Genomic DNA, 20,816 nt, shown 5'->3' on the forward strand with positions numbered 1-20,816 from the left:
ACAAGGCGGAATCTTGTGGAGTTGGCGCGGCAGGTGATGCCGTGGAAGTTCCACGGGCAGGCTGATGTCATCCGGGCCGAACCGCAGGGTCCCTCATCGGACGGGCGAGACGAGGCGATCGGGACCGCGATCGACCCTCAACCAGAGACGAAGACAGAAACCAAGATCGACCCCCCGGCAGAACCCCGGACGATCATCACGAAAGGAAATTTCGACATGAGCCTCATCGCAGAAACCGCAGAGATCCACGGCTTCATCGGCGCCTGCCTCGTGGACACCGAATCCGGCATGATGCTGGACGCTGTCGGCGGCGGCAAAGGCAAGCTGGACCTCGAAGCGGCCGCGGCCATGAACACCACCTTCATCCGCGCCAAGCGCGAGGCGATGGAAGTGCTGCAGCTCGACACCAACATCGAGGACATCCTGATCACCCTCGGCACGCAGATCCACCTGATCCGCCCGCTGGACCGTGACCAGTCCAAGTTCATCTACGTGGCGCTGGACCGCAAGAACGCCAACCTCGGCATGGCCCGCCTTCAGCTGAAGCGGATCGAGGAAAAAGTCGCCGTCTGATCACCCTCTCCCTCGGGTCACCAGGCCGGGGCGTCCTTCGGGGCGCCCCTTTTGCCGTTGCGCGCGCTCTTCGGGGCGCCGCCTGGCGACCTTGTCCCGGCGATCAGCGGTTGGCGCGGGCCAGCAGGCCCACGGCGGCCAGCCCCACGGCGATCACGAGGATCGCGGCGGGCGAGGCATCGCCGAGGTTCTCGAGGCTGGCCTGGTCGTAGACCCGCGTCGCCAGCGTGTCGTAGTTGAACGGGCGCAGCAGCAGCGTCGCCGGCAGTTCCTTGACGCAATCGACGAAGACCAGCAGCAGCGCCGAGGCGACCGAGCCGCGGATCAGCGGGTAGTAGATCTCGCGCAGGACCTGCCCCCTGCCCCGGCCCAGCGACCGCGCGGCGGCGGCCAGGTTGGGCGACACGCGCCCCATGGCCGCATCGGCCGCCCCCTGCGCGATGGCAAAGAAGCGCACGCCATAGGCCAGCACCAGCGCGAAGGCCGAGCCGGTCAGCACGAGGCCGATGTCGATGCCCGTCACCGCCTCGACCGTATCGGCCAGCGCGTGGTCGACCGAGGCGAGCGGGATCAGGATGCCGACCCCCAGCACAGCCCCCGGCGCGGCATAGCCGATCGTGGTGATCGGCAGCAGCAGGCGCGGCAGCGGGTGGCCCGAGAGGCGCACCCCGTAGACCATGAAGACCCCGGCCAGCACCGTCACGGCGGCGGCGATCCCGCCCACGGTCAACGTGTGCCACAGCGCACGCAGCAGCGCGGGGTCGGCCCAAAGCTCCATGTTCGCCAGCGCGTGCGACAGGATCACCCCGCCCGGCAGCAGGAAGCCGAAGGCGAAGGGGACAAAGCACAGCGCCAGCGCCAGCCAGCCCGCAGCCCCCTTGAGCTGCTGCCGCGTCACGGGGCGATTGCGCCGCGACAGGGCAAAGAACCGCAGCCGGCGGCGGCTGAGTTTCTCCAGCGTGACCAGCAGGATGACCAGCGTCAGCACCACGCAGGCGATCTGCGCCGCCCCGCCCGCGTTCGAGCTTTCCAGCCAGACCGAGAAGATGCCCGTGGTCAGCGTCTGCACGGCAAAGTAATCGACCGTGCCGAAATCGTTCACCGTCTCCATCATCACCACGGCGACGCCGGCGGCGATGGCGGGGCGCGCCAGCGGCAGCCCGATGCGCCAGAACCGCGCGATGGCCCCGGCGCCCAGCGATTGCGCCACCTCCTCGCCATCGCCCGATTGCTCGCGGAAGGCCGCGCGGGACAGCAGGTAGACGTAAGGGTAAAGCGCCGCCGACAGCACCAGGATCGCCGCGCCCATCGACCGGATCTCGGGGAACCAGTAATCGCGCGCCGTCTGCCAGCCAAAGAGCTGCCGCAACCCGGTCTGCACCGGCCCCGCGTATTCGAGGAAATCGACCAGCGCATAGGCACCCACATAGGCCGGGATGGCGAGGGGCAGCAGCAAGAGGTACTCGATCCACCCCGCGAAGGGAAAGCGGTAGCGCGTCACGATCCAGGCCGCGCCTGAACCGACGCAGGCGGTCAAGAGCCCTACCGCGCCCATCAGCAGCACCGTGGTCTTGAGATAGCGCGGCAGCGTCGTCGACACGAGATGCGGCCAGATGTTCTGCGTCGGGTGGAAGGCGATCCAGATCACCGACAGGATCGGCCCCAGCACCACGACCGCGATCAGGATCGCGCCCAGGGACCAGGGGCTGACACGGGGCAGGCGCAGCCGCGTTGGGGAGGAGGCAGTATCGCTCATGCCCCCCTGTTGCCGCAAAGCCCCGCGCCTGTCCAGACGGGGCCGCGCGCGGGTGGTTCACCTTTGCATTCCCCTGCGCTACAACCATCGGGATAACAAGGTCGGACAAGCCATGCAGGTCATCATCCACGCGGGCGTTCATTGCACGGGCGGCGATCGCCTCGTCAAATGCCTCTTGCGAAACTCCGACCTCTTGCGCAGCCAGGGCACCGTTGTCCCCGGCCCCAGCCGCTACCGCGGCCTGCTGGCGCAGATCCTTGGCGCCGCGCGCGAGGCGCCGCTGGCGCAAGATGCCCGCGAGGTGTTCCTCGACGCGATCCTCGACGATGACCACGTCGAAAGGCTGGTGCTGTCGGACACCAATTTCTTTGCCACCGACCGGGGCGCGCTGGCCTGGGGGATGCCCTATGCGCGGGCCAGCGAACACCTCGCTTACCTGCGCGAGCTGATGCAGGGCGACGAGGTCGAGCTGTACCTCGGCCTGCGCGACCCGGCGACCTGGATCCCGGCGGTCTATAAGTTCAGCGGGGCGACGGATTACCGCGATTTCCTCGGCGGCTGCGATCCGCTGGAATTCCGCTGGTCCGAGATGGTCGAGCGCATCCTCGAAGAGGTGCCGGGCCTGCGCATCACCGCCTGGTGCAACGAGGATACGCCGCTGACCTGGGGCCAGATCGTGCGCGACATCGGCGGGCTCGACAGCACGCAGAAGATCAAGGGCGCCTTCGACATCCTGACCAACATCATGGCGCCGGAAGGGACCAAGCGCTTCCGCGCCTATCTCAAGCAGCATCCGCAGATGCCCGAGATCCAGAAACGCCGGGTCATGGCCGCCTTTCTCGCCAAGTATGTCGAGGACGACAAGGTCGAAGAGGAACTCGACCTGCCCGGCTGGTCGCCCGAGCTGGTCGAGACCATGACGGAGGGCTACGAGGAAGACGTCTACCGGATCGCGCGCCTGCCGGGGGTGACGCTGATCTCGCCATAGGCGGGCGCAGGCCGCAGGGGCCCGCGCCGCGCAGGGCTCAGGGCTGCATGCCCAACGCTTCCTTGTACATCTCCAGCACCGCCTCTTCCTCGGCGATGTCGTCGGGCTCGCGCTTGCGCAGGGCGATGACCTTGCGCATGACCTTGGTGTCGTAGCCGCGGCCCTTGGCCTCGGCCATCACCTCTTTCTGCTGGTCGGCGATGTCCTTCTTTTCCATCTCGAGCCGCTCGTAGCGCTCGATGAACTGGCGCAGCTCGTCCGCGGTGACGCGGTAGCTGTCGGGTTTCGTTTCCGGTTCCAGGTCGTCCATGCTGCCGCCTCCGTTATCGCTATTGCCGGGCCGCGCCGCATGGGCGCCCTGCCCCGGGCCGAGCCTCTGGTTAGCCGCCCCGGCGCGGTGCCGCAAGGGGTTCCCGCCCGCCCCGCAACCTGCTAGGACCGCGCGGCCCGCAGCGCAGGAGGGACAGCGCCATGCAATCGCTCATCTGGATCGGAGCCGGCATTTCGGTCCTCGGCCTCATCGGCATCATCTACTGCATCGTCGCCGCCGCCCGCCTGCGCGGTCAGGGCCTCGACGACGACACGACGCGCGAGCGGCTGCGCAAGCTGATCCCGGTCAACCTGGCCTCGCTGCTCTGCTCGACCCTGGGGCTGATGCTGGTGATCGTCGGCATCTTCCTCGGCTAGGCACCGCTCAGCCGTCGAGATCGCTGAACAGCAGGCCGTTTCGGACAAGCTCCAGCAGCTTGGGATCGGGCGCAAAGACGGCATGGGCCCGCTCGGCCAGCCGTTCGAGCCGCCGCTGGACCGTGAAGAGCCCCGCAAGGTCGGCCGCCTTCATCGGCCCGCCCAACACCCGCGGGAAGCCGTTTCCATAGACCATCGCCACGTCGAGGTCGGCCGGCCGCATCACCGCGTTCTCGCGCAGCAGCCGCGCGCCGGTGTTGGCCAGAACGGCAAGGCAGACGGCCACCACGTCCTCGTCCCCGAGACCCCGGTCGGGCCGCATGCGGCGCAAGAGGTCGGCCAGCCCCCGGTCCGGCTCGGGGGCGCCGCGTGCGCCGTTGGGATAGAGCAGGAACCCGGCCCCATCGGCCCGTCCGCTGCGTCCCGCCCCGGCCATCCCGTGCAACACCGCGCTGCCGGGCCAACCGGCGCGGGCCAGCCGCGCCTGCACGGCCTCGAAGCCGGTGTCGTCGATCCACTGGAAGGGTCCGGTGCGCAGGCCCGCGTCGCGCAGCGCCGCCTCGATCCGGTAGGGGTGCACGCCGGTGTCGGCCAGCGCCAGCGCGGCCTGCACCAGCGCCAGCCACAGGGTCTGCGCGACGGGCGCGTCGATGGGGCCGGTGCGCAGCGGCACCCGCGACATCCGCCGCAGCGCCATGACGCAGGCGGCCACCGCCTCGGGCGCGGTGGCGGCATGGGTGACCAGTTCGACCAGGCGCATGACATGGGCCGGGCTGGCGGTGCGCAGGCCCATCACGTGGGTTGGAACGCCGGTGCCCGCCGCCAGTTCGGGCAGCCGGCCGCAGGGGCCGGTGGTCAGCACGATGGTATGCTCGGGCGCCCGCGCCATGAGCCGTTGCAGCAGGATCGCGCGGGAATGGTGGTCGGCGCCCGTCGTCTCGATCACCAGGTCGCAGCTTGCGGCCTCGTCCAGCGCCCGCGTCACGTCCAGACGGGACAGCCGCGACTGGCGCAACCGTTCCGACAAGCGCCCGCGCGACACGGCCCGAGCATAGATCGCCTCGACCCCGGCGCGCGTCGTCTTAATGGCCGCGTCGTCCACCACATGCATCCGCGCCACCAGCCCGGCGTCGAGCGCGATCACCGCCAGTTCGGCCGCCACCGCGCCGCCGCCCACCAGCCCGACCGACCGGATCGGCCAGCCGCGGGCATCGCGCAGCTCGGGGCTGCGCGACAGCTGCCGCTCGGCCCGGTAGATGTGGCGCAGCCCCTCGCTGCGGTCCGAGGCGCGGCAGGCCTCGGCCAGCTCCGCCTCGAGCTTCAGCCCCGCCTCGAAGGGCAGCACCAGCGCCGAATCCACGCAGCGCAGGACCTGGCTGGCGGCCTCGCCCGGCACATCTGGCAGGGTGGCCTGGCGCGCCGCGATCTCGGCCTGGTAGGATTTCGCATCGGCCAGGCCCCGGGTCTGGTCGCGCGTCCGCCGGACAGCCCCGCCGGCCTGCACCACGCGGCGCGCATGCACCATCGCCTCGAGCCGGGCGTCGCCCTCGGTCACCACGTCGACAAAGAAGCGCCCGGCCGGATCGGTCACCGCCGCCGCCTTGCCGCTCAGCATGAGGTCAAGTGCCCGGGCCGCGCCGCCAAGTCGCGGCAGGCGCTGCGTCGCCCCGCCCGAGGGCACGAGGCCCAGCACCACCTCGGGCAGGCAGATCCGGGCCGAGGCGCTGGCGACGCGGTAATGCGCGGCCAGCGCCAGTTCGAACCCGGCGCCGCTGACCAGGCCGCCCAGCGCGGTCACCACGGGGCGGGGGCAGTCCTCGATCGCGCGGCACAGCGCCTGAAGATCAGGCGCCGCCAGCGGGGCATCGTAATCGGCCGGGTCGATTCCGCCCGAGAGCACCCCGCCCTTGCCGCAGAGCACGATGGCCTCGGTCTCCGGGTCCTTGGCGGCCCGGCCCAGCGCCGCGACCAGCGCGGCGCGGATCTGCACGGAAAGAAGGTTCGTCGGAGGGCTGGCGATCGTGATGATCGCGATCCCCTCCGTGACCTCGCAAAGGACCTGGCCCGACACGTACACCCCTCGTCACTCGCGGCACCTCGCGGGCCGCACACGGCTCTGCGGCCGTCACATGACGCGATGGTAACCCGGCGAAAGACCCGGGGGCAAGAACCGGCGCGCCGGGTCAGACCGGCATGTTGTCAAAGGACGAATCCTCGCCGTCATCGGTCGATTGCGCCGCGAGCTTGCCTTGCAGCTCGGCGAGCCGCGCCTTCAGTGCCGCCAGTTCTTCGCCGGTGGCCGAGGTCAGCTTGGTCTCGAGCTCGGTGATTTCCTTGATGATCAGGTCTTTCATCGGTGCATCCTCCTATGGATGGGCGCCTAGTGGGCGGCCGCGCAGGCCTTGCAGAACGGCGTGTCCGGCAGAACCTCGAGCCGGGCTTGCGAAATGGCGTCGCCGCAGCGGGCGCAAAGGCCATAGCTTCCGTCGCGGATGCGCCCCAGCGCGGCGCGGATGCGGCGGATCTCGTCCTGGCCGGCCTGGCCGAGCGATTCCAGCACCTCGTCACCCTCGCGTTCGACCGCGTCTTCTTCCCAGTCGCGCAGGTGCGGCTCGTCCAGCTGAGTCTCGATCGACTGCAGCCGCGAATCAAGTTCTCCGAGCCGGGACAGCAGCCGGTCCCTGAATTTTGCCGTGTCAGGCATCACTTCCTCCTGGATTGGTCCGGAAATAGATGCCCCGCGCCTGCGCCTTCTGCGTTGATTCACATCAACTTGACACAGATTCCGGCGCGGGTGCCTGCAGGGGGCTTGAAACACATTCGTGTTTTGTTATATGTATCAGGCAAACGGAGGATTACCCCATGAACCCCAACGTCAAAGCCTTCTTCGACGACGCCACCAACACCATTTCCTTCGTGGTCAAGGACCCGAACGGCTCGAGCTGCGCGATCATCGACAGCGTGCTCGACTTCGACTACTCGTCCGGCCGCACCGACACCAAGTCGGCCGACGCGATCATCGATTACGTGAAAGCCAACGATCTCAAGGTCGAATGGCTGCTGGAAACCCATGTCCACGCCGACCACCTGTCGGCCGCGCCCTACCTGCAGGAACGGGTCGGCGGCAAGATCGGCATCGGCGACCGCATCAAGATCGTGCAGGACACCTTCGGCAAGGTCTTCAACGAGGGCACCGAGTTCCAGCGCGACGGCTCGCAATTCGACAAGCTGTTCGTCGAGGGCGACAGCGTCCACATCGGCCAGCTGCGCGTCGACGTTCTGCACACGCCGGGCCACACGCCGGCCTGCCTGACCTATGTCATCGGCGACGCGGCCTTCGTCGGCGACACGCTGTTCATGCCCGATTTCGGCACCGCGCGCTGCGACTTCCCCGGCGGCTCGTCCGAGACGCTCTACGACTCGGTGCAGAAGATCCTCGCCCTGCCGGACGAGACCCGCATCTTCGTGGGCCACGACTACAAGGCGCCGGGCCGCGACACCTATGCCTGGGAAACCACCGTGGCCGAGCAGAAGGCCGCCAACGTCCACGTCGGCGCCGGCAAGTCCAAGGACGAGTTCGTCGAGATGCGCGACACCCGCGATGCGACGCTGGCCATGCCCAAGCTGATCATCCCGTCGCTGCAGGTGAACATGCGCGCCGGGCAGATGCCGCCCGCGGATGAAAAGGGCGATGTCTTCCTCAAGGTACCCGTGAACAAGCTCTGACACCACCAACCCGGGGGCGACGCGACGCCCCCGGCCGCACCCTCCTCCGGTGCGCTGCGGGGCCCCGGCCATGGCCGGGCCCCCCTGCATTGCGGCGGAGTGCGACACCCAAAGGGACGAAGAAAAGGAAACGCAAAGATGCAGATGGATTGGATTTGGGGCCTGGTCGGCGGCTTGCTGATCGGGACCGGCGGGGCCGTGTTCCTGCTGATCAACGGAAAGATCATGGGGGCCTCGGGCCTTATCGGCGGGCTGGTCGACGGGTCGGGCCGGAACACCGCGGCCGAGCGGCTGTGGTTCCTGGCCGGCGTGGCGCTGATGCCGCTGTTGCTTTACCCGCTGTATGGCGAGGTCGACACGCATATCACCGGCAACATCGGCGTGCTGGTCGCGGCCGGCCTGCTGGTCGGCATCGGCACGCGGTTTGCCAATGGCTGCACCTCGGGCCACGGGGTCTGCGGCATCTCGCGGCTGAACTTCCGCGGCATCGTCGCGACCGTGTTCTACATCCTCGCCGGCGGGTTGTCGGTCGTCCTGTTCCGTCACATCCTGGGGATCATCTGATGCGCAATCTCTTCGCACTTCTCGCAGGCAGCCTGTTTGGCGCCGGGCTGTTCGTGTCGGGCATGATCGACACCGCCAAGGTGCAGGGCTGGCTCGACGTCTTCGGCAACTGGGACCCGACCCTCGCCTTCGTCATGGGCGGCGCCATCGTCCCGATGTTCTTCGCCTGGCAGATCACCAAGGGCCGCACGCCGGCGCTTGGCGGCATCTTCCCGCCCAAGCCCGACCCGATCGTGGACCGCAACCTGGTCGTCGGCTCGGTCCTGTTCGGCGCGGGCTGGGGCCTGGCCGGTCTCTGCCCCGGCCCGGCCATCGCCTCGCTCACCTTCGGGGGGACCAGCAACCTGGTGTTCGTGGCCGCGATGCTTGGCGGGATGGCATTGGTGCCGTCGATCCGAAGCTGGCTTGAAAAGCCCGTGCCCGCCGAGTAATCCTGCGGCCATGGATATCCGTCAGATCACCCCCGCCTACCACGTGTCCCCGCAGATCGCGCCCGAAGATTTCGCGGCGCTGGCCGAGGCCGGGTATGCGCGGGTGATCTGCAACCGCCCCGATGCCGAGAACCCGCCCGAGCTGCACATCGCGGCCATGGCCGAGGCGGCGAAGGCGGCGGGCATCGAGTTCGAGGCGCTGCCGGTCACCGGCGACACGCTGACCCCCGAAGTGGCCATGCAGCACCGCGGGCTCTGTGACGAGGCGGGCGGCAAGGTGCTGGCCTATTGCCGCTCCGGCACGCGCTGCACCTACCTATGGGCCTTCGGCCAGGCCGGCGACCTGCCGGCGGACGAGATCATCGCCAAGGCCGCCGCGGCCGGCTATGACATCGGCCAGCTTGAGCCGGTGCTGAACGCGCTCGCCAGCCGCTGACCCTCGGCCCTGGCCGCGCGCCTGCGGGACAAGGGGACGTTCGGGCGCCAGATGAACCAGCGGAACAAGGGCGCCTTCGGGCGCCTTTTTTCATGGCGGACCGCTGGCCATCCGGCGGGGCGGGCCTGCCGCTAGTCGCCCATCAGCTTGGACAGCGGGTCGTCATCGTCGAAATTCAGCGCCGGCAGGTCCGGGAAATCCGGCAGGTCGTCCAGCGGCGGAAGATCGGGCAGATCCTCCATCGGGGGCAGATCCGGCAGGTCGTCGAGCGGCGGCAGGTCGGGCAGATCCTCCATCCCCGTGTCAAAGCCGCCAAAGTCCCCGCCCCCGTCGCCCATGTCGGGCTGGCTGTCCATCGGCGGCAGTTGCGGCAAGTCGCCTGAGCCGCCGCCATCGAAATCGAGCGCGGGGACGGCGCCGCTTCCCGCCGCTGCGCCACCGCCGGGTGATTTCGACGCGGCCGCCGGGGCGAGACCGGGCCCGGCATTCAGCTTGAGCGCGCGGAAGCCGTTCACCTGGCCCAACTGCCCGACCATGCGCGGGCAGGTCCCGCGGGTGCACAGCCGCACCCTGCTCAGCGCGTCGGGCGGCAGCTCCAGCACCATGCCGGGTGCCAGCCGTTCCGCCTGCGCCAGGGTCATGGGCAGCGTGGCCAGCACCACGTCCAGCTCCGCCTCCACGTTCTCGAACTCGGCGCCGAAATCGGCCTTGGGCTTGCCGGTGGGCGGGCGCTCGACCTTTTCCGGCTTTTCCCGCACCGGCAGGGCCAGGGTCAGCTCCCCCTCCTTGGCGCCGCTGTCGAAATCGATCGACATGCGAAAGACCTGCATTTCCGGCGCGGTCAGGATCAGGCCCAGCGTGCGCACGTCCTCGACCATGTCGCCGTAACGAAAGCCGTCGGCCCACCAGCCGTTGCGATCCTCGGCCAGGTTGATCGACAGGCCCTGCAGCATCTCGTTGACCAGCGGCTCGGAGACGGAGGCATCGGTGCGCGTCGGCTGCCGCTCGGCCGCGCGGGCGCGCAGCACCTTGCCCATGGTCTGCACCTCGACCAGCGCGGCGACGGTCTGCTGGTCCATCGCGACGGCGCCCATGGCGCCCAGCGGCCCGTCGGTCAGCAGCAGCAGCATGGAATCATCGAGGCTTTCCAGGAACTCCTCTTGCCCGACGATCTCCTGGTGGATGCCCTGGATGCGCACCGGCAGGCCCCACAATTTCTCGGCCGCGCGCGACACGGACAGCCGCAGCGCCTTGGCCGGGGGCATGGCCCGTGCCTCGTGCTGCTGGCGCCCCACCGACGCCTTGCGCCGGAGGACCCCTGAGATGTCGTTGTCGCTCATAGCCAGATCACGGCCCCTGGTTCTGCAGGGGCAAACTATCCGTGATTTGGTTACGATAGGCTAAATGCCGCCCGGACCGGCCGCAGTTTATTGCGCCGCCAGGGCCAGGTGCGCGGGCAGGCGCACGCGGAAGGCGGCCCCGCCCTGCCCCGGCAGGTAGGTGATGTCGCCGCCCAGCCGCGTCATGATCTCGCGGCAGATGGCAAGGCCCAGCCCGGCCCCGCCGGCCTTCTGTTCGCCAAGGCGCGAGAATTTTTCAAAGATCAGGTCCTGCGCCTCTTTCGGGATGCCCGAGCCGTTGTCGATGAAATCCACCACCACGCCACCTTCGCGCCGGCTGACGGCGATGGTCAGGCGCGGCTGCGTGGCATCGCAATACTTGCGCGCATTGGCGATGAGGTTGATGAAGACCTGCGCCAACCGGTCAAGATCGCTGGCCAGCACCTGGTCTTCCTGCGCCTTGTCGCGGCGGATCTCGAGCCGCCGCCCACCCTCGCCCGCCGAGGCGGAGGCGACCGCCTGGTCCAGAACGACCGACAGGTTGCCGCGCCGGATATTCAGGCTGACCTGGCCGTTCTCCAGCACCGAAAGGTCCAGCAGGTCGTCCAGCAGCCGGGTCAGCCGCAGGCTTTCATCATGGATGACCGAGGCATAGCGGTTCTGCTCCTCCTCGGTCAGCTCCATGTCGCGCAGGATCTCGGAGAACGCGCGGATCGAGGTCATGGGCGTGCGCAGCTCGTGGCTGATCTGGCTCAGGAAGGCATCCTTCTGCACCGACAGCCGCGTCAGCTTGTCGTTGGCCTCGCGCAGTTGGCGGGCGGTGCGGCTCAGCTCCTGGCTCTGCGCCTCGAGCCGCGAGGAATATTCCATCATCTGCGCCGTCTCGTCGGCCACGGCCATCAGGTCCTGCACCGACACCGACATGCCGCCGACCAGCTGGCCGATCATCGCATGGGCCGTGGCCGCACCGACCGAGCCCGACAGCTGGCGTTCGAGCCGTTGCAGGAACTCGGGGCTGGGTTCGGGCAGGTAGCCCTTGATCCCCTGCCGCTCGGCCTCGGACCGGAACAGGGTCTGCGCCTCGGCCGAGCCAAGGATGCGCTGCGCCATGATCAACAGGTCCTCGGATTGCGCGGCCCCACCCTGCCAACTGCGCGGCGACATGGAATGGTCGAAGACGTTGACCATCTGCGCACCCTGCAACCGTTCCAGCGGCGACGGGAACGTCACCAGCGAGACGACGAAGAAGGTGGTCGCGTTCAGCAGCATCGACCAGAGCACCGCGTGGACCAGCGGGTCGAGCCCGGCGATGCCGAACAGCGCCTGCGGCCGAAGCCAGCCGAGGCCCCAGGGGCCGGATTCGAGCAATCCGGGCGGCATGATCGCCGGGCCGAAGCTGGGCAGGAACAGGCTGTAGGCCCAGATCGCGAAGCCGACGAGCAGCCCCGACATGGCCCCGAACCGGGTCGCGCCGCGCCAGAAAAGCCCGCCCAGCAGGGCCGGCAGCACCTGGGCCACGCCGGTAAAGCTGATCAGGCCGATGGCCGCCAGCGCCGCGCCGCCGCCCGACATGCGATAATAAAGGTAGCCCAGCAGCAGCACGCCCGCGATCGCCACCCGCCGCGACAGGATCACCACGTTGCGCACGTCGCCCGACCGGGTCGCGCCCGCGGTCGAGAACCGCAGCCACAGCGGCATGACCACGTGGTTCGACACCATCGTCGCCAGCGCCAGCGAGGCGACGATCACCATGGAGGTGGCCGAGGAAAACCCGCCGAGGAAGGACAGCATCGCCAGCCCCTCCTGCCCCTGGCTCAGCGGCACGGTCAGCACGAACAGGTCGGGGTTCGCGCCCTCGGGCATCAGGTCGAGGCCCACGACCGCGATGGGCACGACAAAGAGGCTCATGAGCATCACGTACAGCGGAAAGGCCCAGCCGGCGGTGCGCAGATGGTCCTCGTTCTCGTTCTCGACCACCAGCACCTGGAACATGCGTGGCAGGGTCAGGAAGGCCGCGGCCGACAGGAAGATCAGCGCCGCCCAGCGCCCGCCGTCGACCTGCCAGGTGCCGAGGGTCGAGGCGTCGATCCTGTCGAGGGTGGCGGAGACGCCTCCGCCCAGCCCCCAGACGACGAAGATGCCGACGGCCAGCAGCGCGAACAGCTTGACCACCGCCTCGACCGCGATGGCCATGACGACGCCGTGATGGCGTTCGTTGGCGTCAAGGTTGCGGGTGCCGAAGATCACGGTAAAGACCGCCAGCCCGGCGGCCACGGCCAGCGCGTTGGAATTGGGGTCGGTCGACAGCGGCGCCCGGGCATCGGCGGCGGCGAAGGTGGCGAAACTCAGCGTAACCGACTGAAGTTGCAGCGCGATATAAGGCGTCGTCCCCACGACTGCCAGCAGCGTGACCATCACCGCCAGCGTGTTCGACTTGCCGAAGCGCGACGAGATGAGGTCGGCGACGGAAGTGATCCGCTGCGACCGGCCCACGCGGACCATCTTGCGCAGCACCCACCACCAGCCGACCATGACGATCGACGGGCCAAGGTAGATCGTCACATATTCCAGCCCCGACCGCGCGGCATAGCCGACCGCGCCGTAGAAGGTCCAGGCGGTGCAGTAGATCGACAGCGACAGCGTGTAGACCATGGGCAGGCGCAGCCAGCCGCCCTGCCCGCGCTTGGCCGCGCGTTCGGCGATGAAGGCCACGCCGAAGAGGAAGACGACATAGGCGATGCAGACCGCGACCAGCAGGTTGAGAGAGGTCATTTCCGCCCCTCCGCCTCTTCGCTGTCGCGCGAGCTGCGCAAGCGGTGCGACAGCAGCGCCGAGAGCAGGATCAGGACAGTCCAGGAGGCGAAGAGATAGACGATGGCCCGCGAATCCGCGACCTCTCCGCGGGGCCAGAGCAGCGGCAGCAGGAACAGCGCCAGCGCCAGCACGGGCAGCAGGCGGATCGCATCGACCAGCCGGCGCTGGCGGTAGTGGCGCGTATGCAGGAAGACCGGGCCAGCCGGCTCACGCGGCGGGGGCAAGGGGCGCTGGTCGGGATCGCTCATGCCGCCCCCATGGCGCTCAGGCCCGGGCCAGGTCGCGCACCGCCTCGAGCATCTCGGCGTTCGAGAACGGCTTGGTCATGAAGCGCGACGCGCCGATGCGCTCGGCGGTCTCGCGGTCCTTGGTCTGGCCGCGGGCGGTCAGCATCAGCACCGGCAGGCCCTCGGTCGCCGGGCGCTCGCGCAGCTCCTGCAGGATCTCGTAGCCCGAGCGGCCGGGCAGCATCACGTCGAGGATCACGAGGTCCGGGTTCGCCGCGCCGATTGCGTCGATCGCGGTCTGGCCGTCGGAATGCGTGTCCACCCGCCACCCGTCGCGGGTCAGGATGAATCGGATCGCCTCGATGATGTTCGGCTCATCCTCGACAAGCATCACGTGTTTCGCCATCTCTCCCCCCAAAGACGTCCCTCCGCGCCGGCGCATGCCCCTCAACATGCGCTGACGCAATCGTTATCGCGCTATTGTGGGGGCAAGTCAAAACCCCTCTGCCAGGATTGACGGCTCGCGGCGGCCGGGGCAATCGCCCTGCGGGCAAATCCGACAACCCACGCCCACCGCGCGGGGGCTGGGATCGGGTCCACGCAGGGGGACCAGCAGCATCGTCGCCTCGAGCAGCGGCGCACTGTTGGGCTGCGGCGCCGCAACCGGGAGGGCGATGGCCCAGGCCTCGAACAGGCCGCCGTCGCGGCCGGCCTGGCGCAACACCTGGCGCACCGGGACATGGGCGCAACCGAAGGCCGCGAAAAGCGGCCAGAGCGGACAGGCGGCGCCGAACCGCGGCAGGGCGAAGCCGCTGACCGGGCGGCGGAAGATCAGCGCGCCCGAGGCGTCCGATATGGCAAGGCCCAGGTCCGCGCCGACCACCTCGCGCGGCAGCGCGGCGAGGCGGCGCATGGCGGTGGCGGCATCGGTGCCGAAGCGCGCGGCCAGCGCCAGCGGGTCGGGGCGGCCGCCCGTCTCGGCCAGCGCCGCGCGGACCGCGTCGAGCGGCATGCGCGCGGCATCGGCAGCATAGCGGGCCGCGTGCGTGTCGAGGATATGCCGCGCGGCCGGGCTTTCGATGTCCTCGGCCCCGTTCAGCGCGGCGCCCTCCTCCAGCTCGTTCAGGTGGAACCCGCGCGCCGACAGGAACCGCTCGGCCTCTTCCTGCGGGGCCGCCGCCTCGGCCGCGGCATCCTCGGCCCGGTCGAGGTAAGCCACCAGCGCCTGGCTGGACGCGGCCAGCCGGCCCGCATCCTCGTTGAGGTTGCGGTGGAACCGCTCGCGCCATTCGGCGGCGATGTTGCGATCCTCGGCCAGGATCGACGCGGTCGAGCGGATCGCGGTCACGGTCGACAGCACCTCGTGCATGGCGGCGGCCAGGTGGGGGTCGTGGGTCAGCCGGTCCGACAGGGTATCCACGGAATGCTCGAGCGCGCGGATGCGGCGGTGCTGCTCGGCAACCAGGCCGGCCCAGCCGGGAAACCGGCCGGCAAATTCCTCCACCCGGTCCAGTTCGGCCCCGCGAGACGTCGCCTCGGCCGCCGTCTCGCGCAGCTCGGCAAGATGCGTGGCCTCGGCGCCCTCGGTCAGGAGCGAGGGCTCAACCCCCAGCGCCTCGGCGATCTTGAGCAGCAGCTTTCCACCGATTCTGCGGCGGTTGTGCTCGATAAGATTCAGGTAGGATGCAGAGATACCGACCGCTTGCGCTAACTGCGACTGCCGCATCTGACGCAACGTCCTGCGTTCGCGGATCCGGGTGCCTGTCAGGATGTCACGGGGCATCGAAATTTTCCGTAAGTATCAAGGGGTTTCTGCGACGCAAAAAAACTTCTTTACAGCTTGACGCCTGACCTTGTGCATTTGTTTACAAAAAAACACAAGTCATGAAAGCACTTGTTGCGCGATTTACCACCTTCCCGCCATAGTACCTTTGCACGAACGTGCGTGCCGTCTGGGTTGAGGAGCCCCGCCGGCGCATTCACCAAACGGGAGGATTTCATGTCCAAATCGAACATCACGCGCCGTGGTGCCCTCAAGACCGGTGCCGTTGCCGGTGCAGGCCTCGCGCTGCCGACGATCTTTACCGCGTCGTCCGCCGCTGCCTTCACCAACGAGCCGACCGGCGGGACCGTCACGCTGGGCTTCAACGTGCCCCAGACCGGCCCCTATGCCGACGAGGGCCTTGACGAGCTGCGCGCACAGGAACTGGCCGTCCAGCACCTGAACGGCGAAGGCGACGGCGGCATGCTGAACACCTTCTCGTCCAAGGCGCTCGACGGCACCGGCATCCTGGGCAAGAAGGTCCAGTTCGTCACCGGCGACACGCAGACCAAATCGGACGCCGCACGCGCATCGGCCAAGTCGATGATCGAAAAAGACGGCGCGATCATGATCAACGGCGGCTCTTCCTCGGGCGTGGCCGTGGCTGTTCAGGGCCTCTGCCAGGACGCCGGCGTGATGTTCATGGCGGGCCTCACCCACTCGAACGACACCACCGGCAAGGACCGCAAGCGCAACGGCTTCCGCCACTTCTTCAACGCCTACATGTCGGGCGCCGCGCTGGCACCGGTGCTGGCCAAGGCCTACGGGTCCGAGCGTCGCGCCTACCACCTGACCGCCGATTACACCTGGGGCTGGACGCAGCAGGAATCGATCGCGGCCGCGACCGAGGCTATGGGCTGGGAGACCGTCAACAACGTACTGACGCCGCTGGCCTCGACCGACTTCTCGTCCTACATCGCGCCGGTGCTGAACTCGGGCGCCGATGTGCTGGTCCTGAACCATTACGGCGGGAACATGATCAACTCGCTGACCCAGGCCGTTCAGTTCGGCCTGCGCGACAAGATGGTCAACGGCAAGCAGTTCGAGATCGTCGTGCCGCTGTATTCGGAGCTGATGGCAGAAGGCGCCGGCGAGAACGTGCAGGGCGTGTTCGGCTCGATGAACTGGAACTGGCAGCTGACGGACGAGGGCACCAAGGCCTTCGTGAAGTCCTTCGGTGAAAAGTACGGCCGTCCGCCGTCGAACTCGGCCCATACCTGCTACGTGCAGACCCTGCTCTATGCAGACGCCGTGGCCCGTGCCGGGTCGTTCAACCCCTGCGCCGTGGTCGAGGCCCTCGAAGGCTTCGAATTCGACGGGCTGGGCAACGGCCCGACGCTCTACCGTGCCGACGACCACCAGTGCTTCAAGGACGTGCTGGTCATGAAGGGGAAAGAGAACCCCGCCAACCAGTTCGACATCCTCGAAGTGGTCGAAGTCACCCCGCGCGCGCAGGTCGAATACGCGCCGGATCACCCGATGTTCGGCGGCGCCGAAGCCAGCCTGGGTGAGTGCAACAGCGGCGCGTAAGCCGTTTCCGCAAAACCGAGACCCGGCCGCATCCTTCGGGATGTGGCCGGACCCGAACCGGGGGCGCGCGCGTCCCCGGCCCTTATAGCTTTTACCGAAAGGTGGGGACAGAGATGGACGCCGTCATCCTTCAAATCCTGAACGGGCTCGACAAGGGATCGGCCTATGCGCTGATCGCGCTTGGGCTTACCCTGATCTTCGGCACCCTGGGCGTCGTGAACTTTGCCCACGGGGCCCTGTTCATGATCGGCGCCTTTTGTGCCGTCACCCTGCAAAAGATCTTCACGCTGTCGTTCCAGGTGGTCGACGAGACGCAGAAGGATTTCCTGGGCAATCCGCTCAAGGTCGACATGCCCTATGTCGAGGCCTGGTTTGGAGAAAGTTTCGGAGGCGGGCTGATCGAATGGTCGGTGCCGCTGGCCATCCTGTTCTCGATCCCGGTCATGCTGTTCGTCGGCTACGCGATGGAGCGCGGCCTGATCAAGCATTTCTACAAGCGTCCCCATGCCGACCAGATCCTCGTGACCTTCGGCCTGGCCATCGTGCTGCAGGAAATCATCAAGGCCAATTTCGGCGCCAACCCGATCCAGACGCCGGCGCCGGACATGTTCCGCGGATCGGCCGATATCGGCATGCTGCTGGGCTTTGACGCCAACACCATCATCTATCCCTACTGGCGGATGATCTACTTTGCCTTCGCCGCCATCGTGATCGGCGCGGTCTTTGCCTTCTTGCAGTTCACCACCTTCGGGATGGTCGTCCGGGCCGGCATGGCCGACCGCGAGACCGTGGGCCTTCTGGGCATCAACATCGACAAGCGGTTCACCATCATGTTCGGCATCGCGGCGGCGGTCGCGGGGATGGCGGGCGTCATGTACGCGCCGATCAACTCGCCAAACTACCACATGGGCATGGACTTCCTCGTGCTGTCGTTCGTGGTGGTGGTCGTCGGCGGCATGGGCTCCCTGCCCGGCGCCGTGGCCGCGGGCTTCCTGCTGGGGATCCTCGAATCCTTCGCCTCGAACTCGACCTTCAAGGGCTACATCGTGGACTTCCTGTACCTGAACGGGACCTTCACCGAAAAGCTCATCCAGGGTCTGGACCAGATCATCATCTACCTGGTCGCGATCATCATTCTGCTCACCCGTCCGCGTGGCCTCATGGGTCGCAAGGGCGTGATGGAGGACTAATCCATGCTGGGACTCGACAAGAAAGACACCGCGCTCCTGCTTGCTGTCGCGGCGCTGGCCCTGTTCGCCCCGTTCATCCTGAACATCTTTCCGCAGAACACCGCGCTGGCCTTCTTCAACGGCGGCTACCCGGACCTGATGCAGCGTTTCGTGATCTTCGGGATCTTTGCCATCGGCTTCAACATCCTCTTCGGCCTGACCGGCTACCTGTCGTTCGGTCACGCCGCCTTCCTCGGCGTGGGCTCCTACGCGGCGGTCTGGATGTTCAAGCTGCTGAACTACAACATAGTGCCGGCGCTGGTCCTGTCGGTCATCGTCGCCGGGCTCTTCTCGGTGCTGATCGGCTGGATCTCGCTGCGCCGCTCGGGGATCTACTTCTCGATCCTCACCCTGGCCTTTGCCGAGATGTCCTTCCGCCTCGCCTACTCGGTGCTGACGCCGCTCACCAACGGTGAGACGGGCCTGCAGGTCTATTCCAACGACCCGCAGATCCTGATGGGCGAGAACGGCGTGACCTCGCCGCATCTCTTCGGCCTCGAGATGAGCGCGCGCGCCACGCTGGATCTCGGCCCGTGGGAATTCACCTTCCCGGTCGGCTACTACCTCTGCGCCATCCTGATGCTGATCTCGCTCTACCTTGCCATCCGCATCTTCCGCTCGCCTTTCGGGCTGATGCTGCGCGCGGTCAAGTCGAACCAGCAGCGGATGCGCTACACCGGCCTGAACCCCAAGCCTTACACCTTGGCGGCCTTCGTCATCTCGGGCATGTATGCCGGTCTTGCCGGTGGCCTGCTGGCCTGCATGGACCCGCTGGCCGGCGCCGAGCGGATGCAATGGACCGCCTCGGGCGAGGTCGTCATCATGACCATCCTCGGGGGCGCGGGCACCCTGCTGGGTCCGATCCTGGGCGCGGGCACCATCAAGTACCTCGAGAACGTCTTCTCGAAGATGAACGAGGCGCTGCTGCACAGCTGGTTCTCGTGGCTGCCCGACTTCATCGAGACGCCGCTGATCTGGGTCCTGTCCAAGTTCACCGGCGAGGGCTGGCACCTGACGCTGGGCGCGCTCTTCATGGTCATCATCATCTTCCTGCCCGGCGGGCTGGTCGAGGGTGGGCAGCGGATCGGCCGCCTGATCACGGGCCGCAGCCGCAAGGCCAGCGACACCGCAACGAAACCCGCGGAATAAGGGAGGAACGACCATGGGAATCCTCGAGATCAAGGACGTGGGCAAGCGCTTTGGCGGTCTGCAGGCGCTCAGCAACGTGAACCTCAGCGTGCATGAGAACAGCGTGCACGCCATCATCGGCCCCAACGGCGCGGGCAAATCCACCCTGCTCAACTGCCTCGTCGGCAAGCTGATCCCCGACACGGGGTCGGTCATGTTCGACGGCCAGTCGGTGCTGGGCCGCACCCCGCACGAGATCAACCAGATGGGCATCAGCCGCGTGTTCCAGACCCCCGAGATCTTTGGCGATCTCACGGTGTTCGAGAACATGATGATCCCCTGCTTTGCCAAGCGGGACGGTGCCTTCCGCATGCATGCCATCGAAAGCTTCACCAACGAGACATCTCTGGTTGAACAGGCCGAGCAGATGCTGATCGACGTCAACATGATCGACAAGCGCAACGCCCATTCGGCGTCGCTGTCGCGCGGCGACAAGCGGCGGCTGGAAATGGCGATGTGCCTGGTGCAGCAGCCGCGCATGCTGCTCTTGGACGAACCCACCGCCGGCATGGCGCGGGCCGACACCAACAACACGATCGACCTGCTGAAGGAGATCCGCGACACGCGCGACATCACCATCTGCATCATCGAACACGACATGCACGTGGTGTTCAGCCTGGCCGAGCGGATCACGGTGCTGGCCCAGGGCACGCCCCTGGTCGAGGACACGCCGGACAACATCAAGGGCCATCCCAAGGTGCGCGAAGCGTATCTTGGCGAGGCGGCTTAACAGGGGGCTTTCGCGATGAACGTCAAACCCGACTTTTCCAAGAACGCCAACCAGGCCCAGACGGCCCCCGCGTTCCTCTCTGTCTGGGACATGCATTCCTACTACGGTGAAAGCTACATCGTGCAGGGCATTTCCTTCAACGTGCACGAGGGCGAGATCCTGGCCCTGCTGGGCCGCAACGGCGCCGGCAAGACCACCACGCTGCGCTCGATCGCGCGGATGGACGTGCCGCAGGTGCAGAAGGGCGAGATCTGGCTGGACCACCAACCGCTGCACAACATGAAAAGCTACGAGGCCAGCGTCGCCGGCCTCGGCCTCGTCCCCGAGGACCGCTGCATCATTCCCGGCCTCACGGTCGAGGAGAACCTGCAACTGGCCCAGATCGCCCCGCCCATCGGCTGGTCGATCGAGCGGCTCTACGAGCTTTTCCCCCGCCTCGGAGAGCGCCGCAAGCAGGAAGGCGTGACCCTGTCGGGCGGCGAGCAGCAGATGCTGGCCATCGCCCGGGCGCTGGCGCGCGACATCAAGGTGCTGCTGCTGGACGAACCCTACGAGGGGCTGGCCCCGGTGATCGTGGACGAGATCGAAAAGACCCTGCGCATCATCAAGGAACAGGGCATCACCACGATCCTGGTCGAACAGAACGCCGTGCGCGCCTTGCAACTGGCCGACCGGGCGATCATCCTCGACACCGGCTCCATCGTCTTTGACGGCACCGCCGCCGAGGTGCTGGAAAACGAGAGCCTGCGCGCGGAATACCTCGCGATCTGATGCC

General features: G+C 67.6%; 22 protein-coding genes. 12 read left to right on the forward strand and 10 right to left on the reverse strand.

Features of this window, described 5'->3' with window-relative positions; all coding sequences use genetic code 11:
• The first annotated feature begins 216 nt into the window (after positions 1 to 216).
• Positions 217 to 573: a roadblock/LC7 domain-containing protein gene (locus tag MF270_RS19140; RefSeq protein ID WP_238367382.1), complete on the forward strand. Its 357-nt coding sequence runs from the start codon at positions 217 to 219 to the stop codon at positions 571 to 573.
• 103 nt (positions 574 to 676) lie between these two features.
• Here MF270_RS19140 and MF270_RS19145 read toward each other — a convergent pair whose 3' ends face one another.
• A complete protein-coding gene (locus MF270_RS19145; RefSeq protein WP_238367383.1) occupies positions 677 to 2,329 on the reverse strand; it encodes an ABC transporter permease in 1,653 nt (550 codons plus the stop codon).
• Between the two features lie 112 nt (positions 2,330 to 2,441).
• Here MF270_RS19145 and MF270_RS19150 point away from each other — a divergent pair, with 112 nt between their 5' ends.
• Positions 2,442 to 3,317, forward strand: coding sequence for a hypothetical protein (locus MF270_RS19150; protein ID WP_238367384.1), 876 nt, complete (start codon positions 2,442 to 2,444; stop codon positions 3,315 to 3,317).
• 37 nt (positions 3,318 to 3,354) lie between these two features.
• Here MF270_RS19150 and MF270_RS19155 read toward each other — a convergent pair whose 3' ends face one another.
• Positions 3,355 to 3,627, reverse strand: a complete 273-nt coding sequence (locus MF270_RS19155; protein ID WP_238367385.1) for a DUF2312 domain-containing protein — start codon at positions 3,625 to 3,627, stop codon at positions 3,355 to 3,357.
• Positions 3,628 to 3,788: 161 nt separating this feature from the next.
• On the opposite strand from MF270_RS19155, the gene MF270_RS19160 reads away from it, so the two are divergent.
• Positions 3,789 to 4,004, forward strand: a complete 216-nt coding sequence (locus tag MF270_RS19160) for a hypothetical protein (RefSeq protein ID WP_238367386.1) — start codon at positions 3,789 to 3,791, stop codon at positions 4,002 to 4,004.
• Positions 4,005 to 4,011: 7 nt separating this feature from the next.
• Here MF270_RS19160 and MF270_RS19165 read toward each other — a convergent pair whose 3' ends face one another.
• The 3 genes from MF270_RS19165 to MF270_RS19175 form a co-directional block, all read right to left on the reverse strand.
• On the reverse strand, positions 4,012 to 6,075 hold the full coding sequence (locus MF270_RS19165; protein WP_238367387.1) for a 3-hydroxyacyl-CoA dehydrogenase NAD-binding domain-containing protein: 2,064 nt from the start codon (positions 6,073 to 6,075) through the stop codon (positions 4,012 to 4,014).
• Positions 6,076 to 6,187: 112 nt separating this feature from the next.
• The gene (locus MF270_RS19170; protein ID WP_238367388.1) at positions 6,188 to 6,358 is read right to left on the reverse strand and encodes a hypothetical protein; all 171 of its coding nucleotides are present in this window, start codon (positions 6,356 to 6,358) and stop codon (positions 6,188 to 6,190) included.
• A gap of 26 nt (positions 6,359 to 6,384) precedes the next feature.
• Entirely contained in the window at positions 6,385 to 6,708 is a 324-nt protein-coding gene (locus tag MF270_RS19175; RefSeq protein ID WP_238367389.1) for a TraR/DksA family transcriptional regulator, read from the reverse strand.
• 158 nt (positions 6,709 to 6,866) lie between these two features.
• Between MF270_RS19175 and MF270_RS19180 the strand changes: the two genes are divergently transcribed.
• The 4 genes from MF270_RS19180 to MF270_RS19195 all read left to right on the forward strand — a co-directional run bounded on the left by MF270_RS19180 (position 6,867) and on the right by MF270_RS19195 (position 9,161).
• Positions 6,867 to 7,730 (forward strand): MBL fold metallo-hydrolase, encoded by an 864-nt coding sequence (locus MF270_RS19180; protein WP_238367390.1) that lies wholly within the window; start codon positions 6,867 to 6,869, stop codon positions 7,728 to 7,730.
• 138 nt (positions 7,731 to 7,868) lie between these two features.
• The gene (locus MF270_RS19185; RefSeq protein WP_238367391.1) at positions 7,869 to 8,294 is read left to right on the forward strand and encodes a YeeE/YedE family protein; all 426 of its coding nucleotides are present in this window, start codon (positions 7,869 to 7,871) and stop codon (positions 8,292 to 8,294) included.
• Positions 8,294 to 8,725 carry a DUF6691 family protein gene (locus tag MF270_RS19190; protein ID WP_238367392.1) on the forward strand — a complete coding sequence of 144 codons (432 nt, stop codon included), beginning with the start codon at positions 8,294 to 8,296 and terminating at the stop codon, positions 8,723 to 8,725. Before MF270_RS19185 ends, MF270_RS19190 begins: the two co-directional genes overlap by 1 nt.
• A 10-nt stretch (positions 8,726 to 8,735) precedes the next feature.
• Positions 8,736 to 9,161: a protein tyrosine phosphatase family protein gene (locus MF270_RS19195; RefSeq protein WP_238367393.1), complete on the forward strand. Its 426-nt coding sequence runs from the start codon at positions 8,736 to 8,738 to the stop codon at positions 9,159 to 9,161.
• Positions 9,162 to 9,292: 131 nt separating this feature from the next.
• Here MF270_RS19195 and MF270_RS19200 read toward each other — a convergent pair whose 3' ends face one another.
• The 5 genes from MF270_RS19200 to MF270_RS19220 all read right to left on the reverse strand — a co-directional run bounded on the left by MF270_RS19200 (position 9,293) and on the right by MF270_RS19220 (position 15,325).
• A complete protein-coding gene (locus tag MF270_RS19200; RefSeq protein ID WP_238367394.1) occupies positions 9,293 to 10,501 on the reverse strand; it encodes a FliM/FliN family flagellar motor C-terminal domain-containing protein in 1,209 nt (402 codons plus the stop codon).
• Positions 10,502 to 10,588: 87 nt separating this feature from the next.
• Complete coding sequence (locus tag MF270_RS19205) at positions 10,589 to 13,273, reverse strand: ATP-binding protein (RefSeq protein WP_238367395.1); 2,685 nt, start codon at positions 13,271 to 13,273, stop codon at positions 10,589 to 10,591.
• A complete protein-coding gene (locus tag MF270_RS19210) occupies positions 13,270 to 13,563 on the reverse strand; it encodes a hypothetical protein (RefSeq protein WP_238367396.1) in 294 nt (97 codons plus the stop codon). The genes MF270_RS19205 and MF270_RS19210 overlap by 4 nt, the downstream gene beginning before the upstream one ends.
• Positions 13,564 to 13,579: 16 nt before the next feature.
• Positions 13,580 to 13,948 carry a response regulator transcription factor gene (locus tag MF270_RS19215; protein ID WP_238367397.1) on the reverse strand — a complete coding sequence of 123 codons (369 nt, stop codon included), beginning with the start codon at positions 13,946 to 13,948 and terminating at the stop codon, positions 13,580 to 13,582.
• An 87-nt stretch (positions 13,949 to 14,035) separates the two neighbouring features.
• Complete coding sequence (locus MF270_RS19220; protein ID WP_238367398.1) at positions 14,036 to 15,325, reverse strand: helix-turn-helix domain-containing protein; 1,290 nt, start codon at positions 15,323 to 15,325, stop codon at positions 14,036 to 14,038.
• A 216-nt stretch (positions 15,326 to 15,541) separates the two neighbouring features.
• Here MF270_RS19220 and MF270_RS19225 point away from each other — a divergent pair, with 216 nt between their 5' ends.
• The 5 genes from MF270_RS19225 (at position 15,542) to MF270_RS19245 (ending at position 20,812) form a co-directional block, all read left to right on the forward strand.
• Positions 15,542 to 16,894 (forward strand): substrate-binding protein, encoded by a 1,353-nt coding sequence (locus MF270_RS19225; RefSeq protein ID WP_238367399.1) that lies wholly within the window; start codon positions 15,542 to 15,544, stop codon positions 16,892 to 16,894.
• Positions 16,895 to 17,007: 113 nt separating this feature from the next.
• Positions 17,008 to 18,084: a branched-chain amino acid ABC transporter permease gene (locus MF270_RS19230; protein WP_238367400.1), complete on the forward strand. Its 1,077-nt coding sequence runs from the start codon at positions 17,008 to 17,010 to the stop codon at positions 18,082 to 18,084.
• Positions 18,085 to 18,087: 3 nt separating this feature from the next.
• The gene (locus tag MF270_RS19235; RefSeq protein ID WP_238367401.1) at positions 18,088 to 19,272 is read left to right on the forward strand and encodes a branched-chain amino acid ABC transporter permease; all 1,185 of its coding nucleotides are present in this window, start codon (positions 18,088 to 18,090) and stop codon (positions 19,270 to 19,272) included.
• A gap of 13 nt (positions 19,273 to 19,285) precedes the next feature.
• Positions 19,286 to 20,041, forward strand: a complete 756-nt coding sequence (locus tag MF270_RS19240; RefSeq protein ID WP_238367402.1) for an ABC transporter ATP-binding protein — start codon at positions 19,286 to 19,288, stop codon at positions 20,039 to 20,041.
• A gap of 15 nt (positions 20,042 to 20,056) precedes the next feature.
• Complete coding sequence (locus tag MF270_RS19245; protein ID WP_238367403.1) at positions 20,057 to 20,812, forward strand: ABC transporter ATP-binding protein; 756 nt, start codon at positions 20,057 to 20,059, stop codon at positions 20,810 to 20,812.
• The last annotated feature ends 4 nt before the right edge of the window (positions 20,813 to 20,816 follow it).

Origin of the sequence: Mesobacterium pallidum (assembly GCF_019966535.1) — a bacterium.
Lineage (GTDB): Bacteria > Pseudomonadota > Alphaproteobacteria > Rhodobacterales > Rhodobacteraceae > Mesobacterium > Mesobacterium pallidum.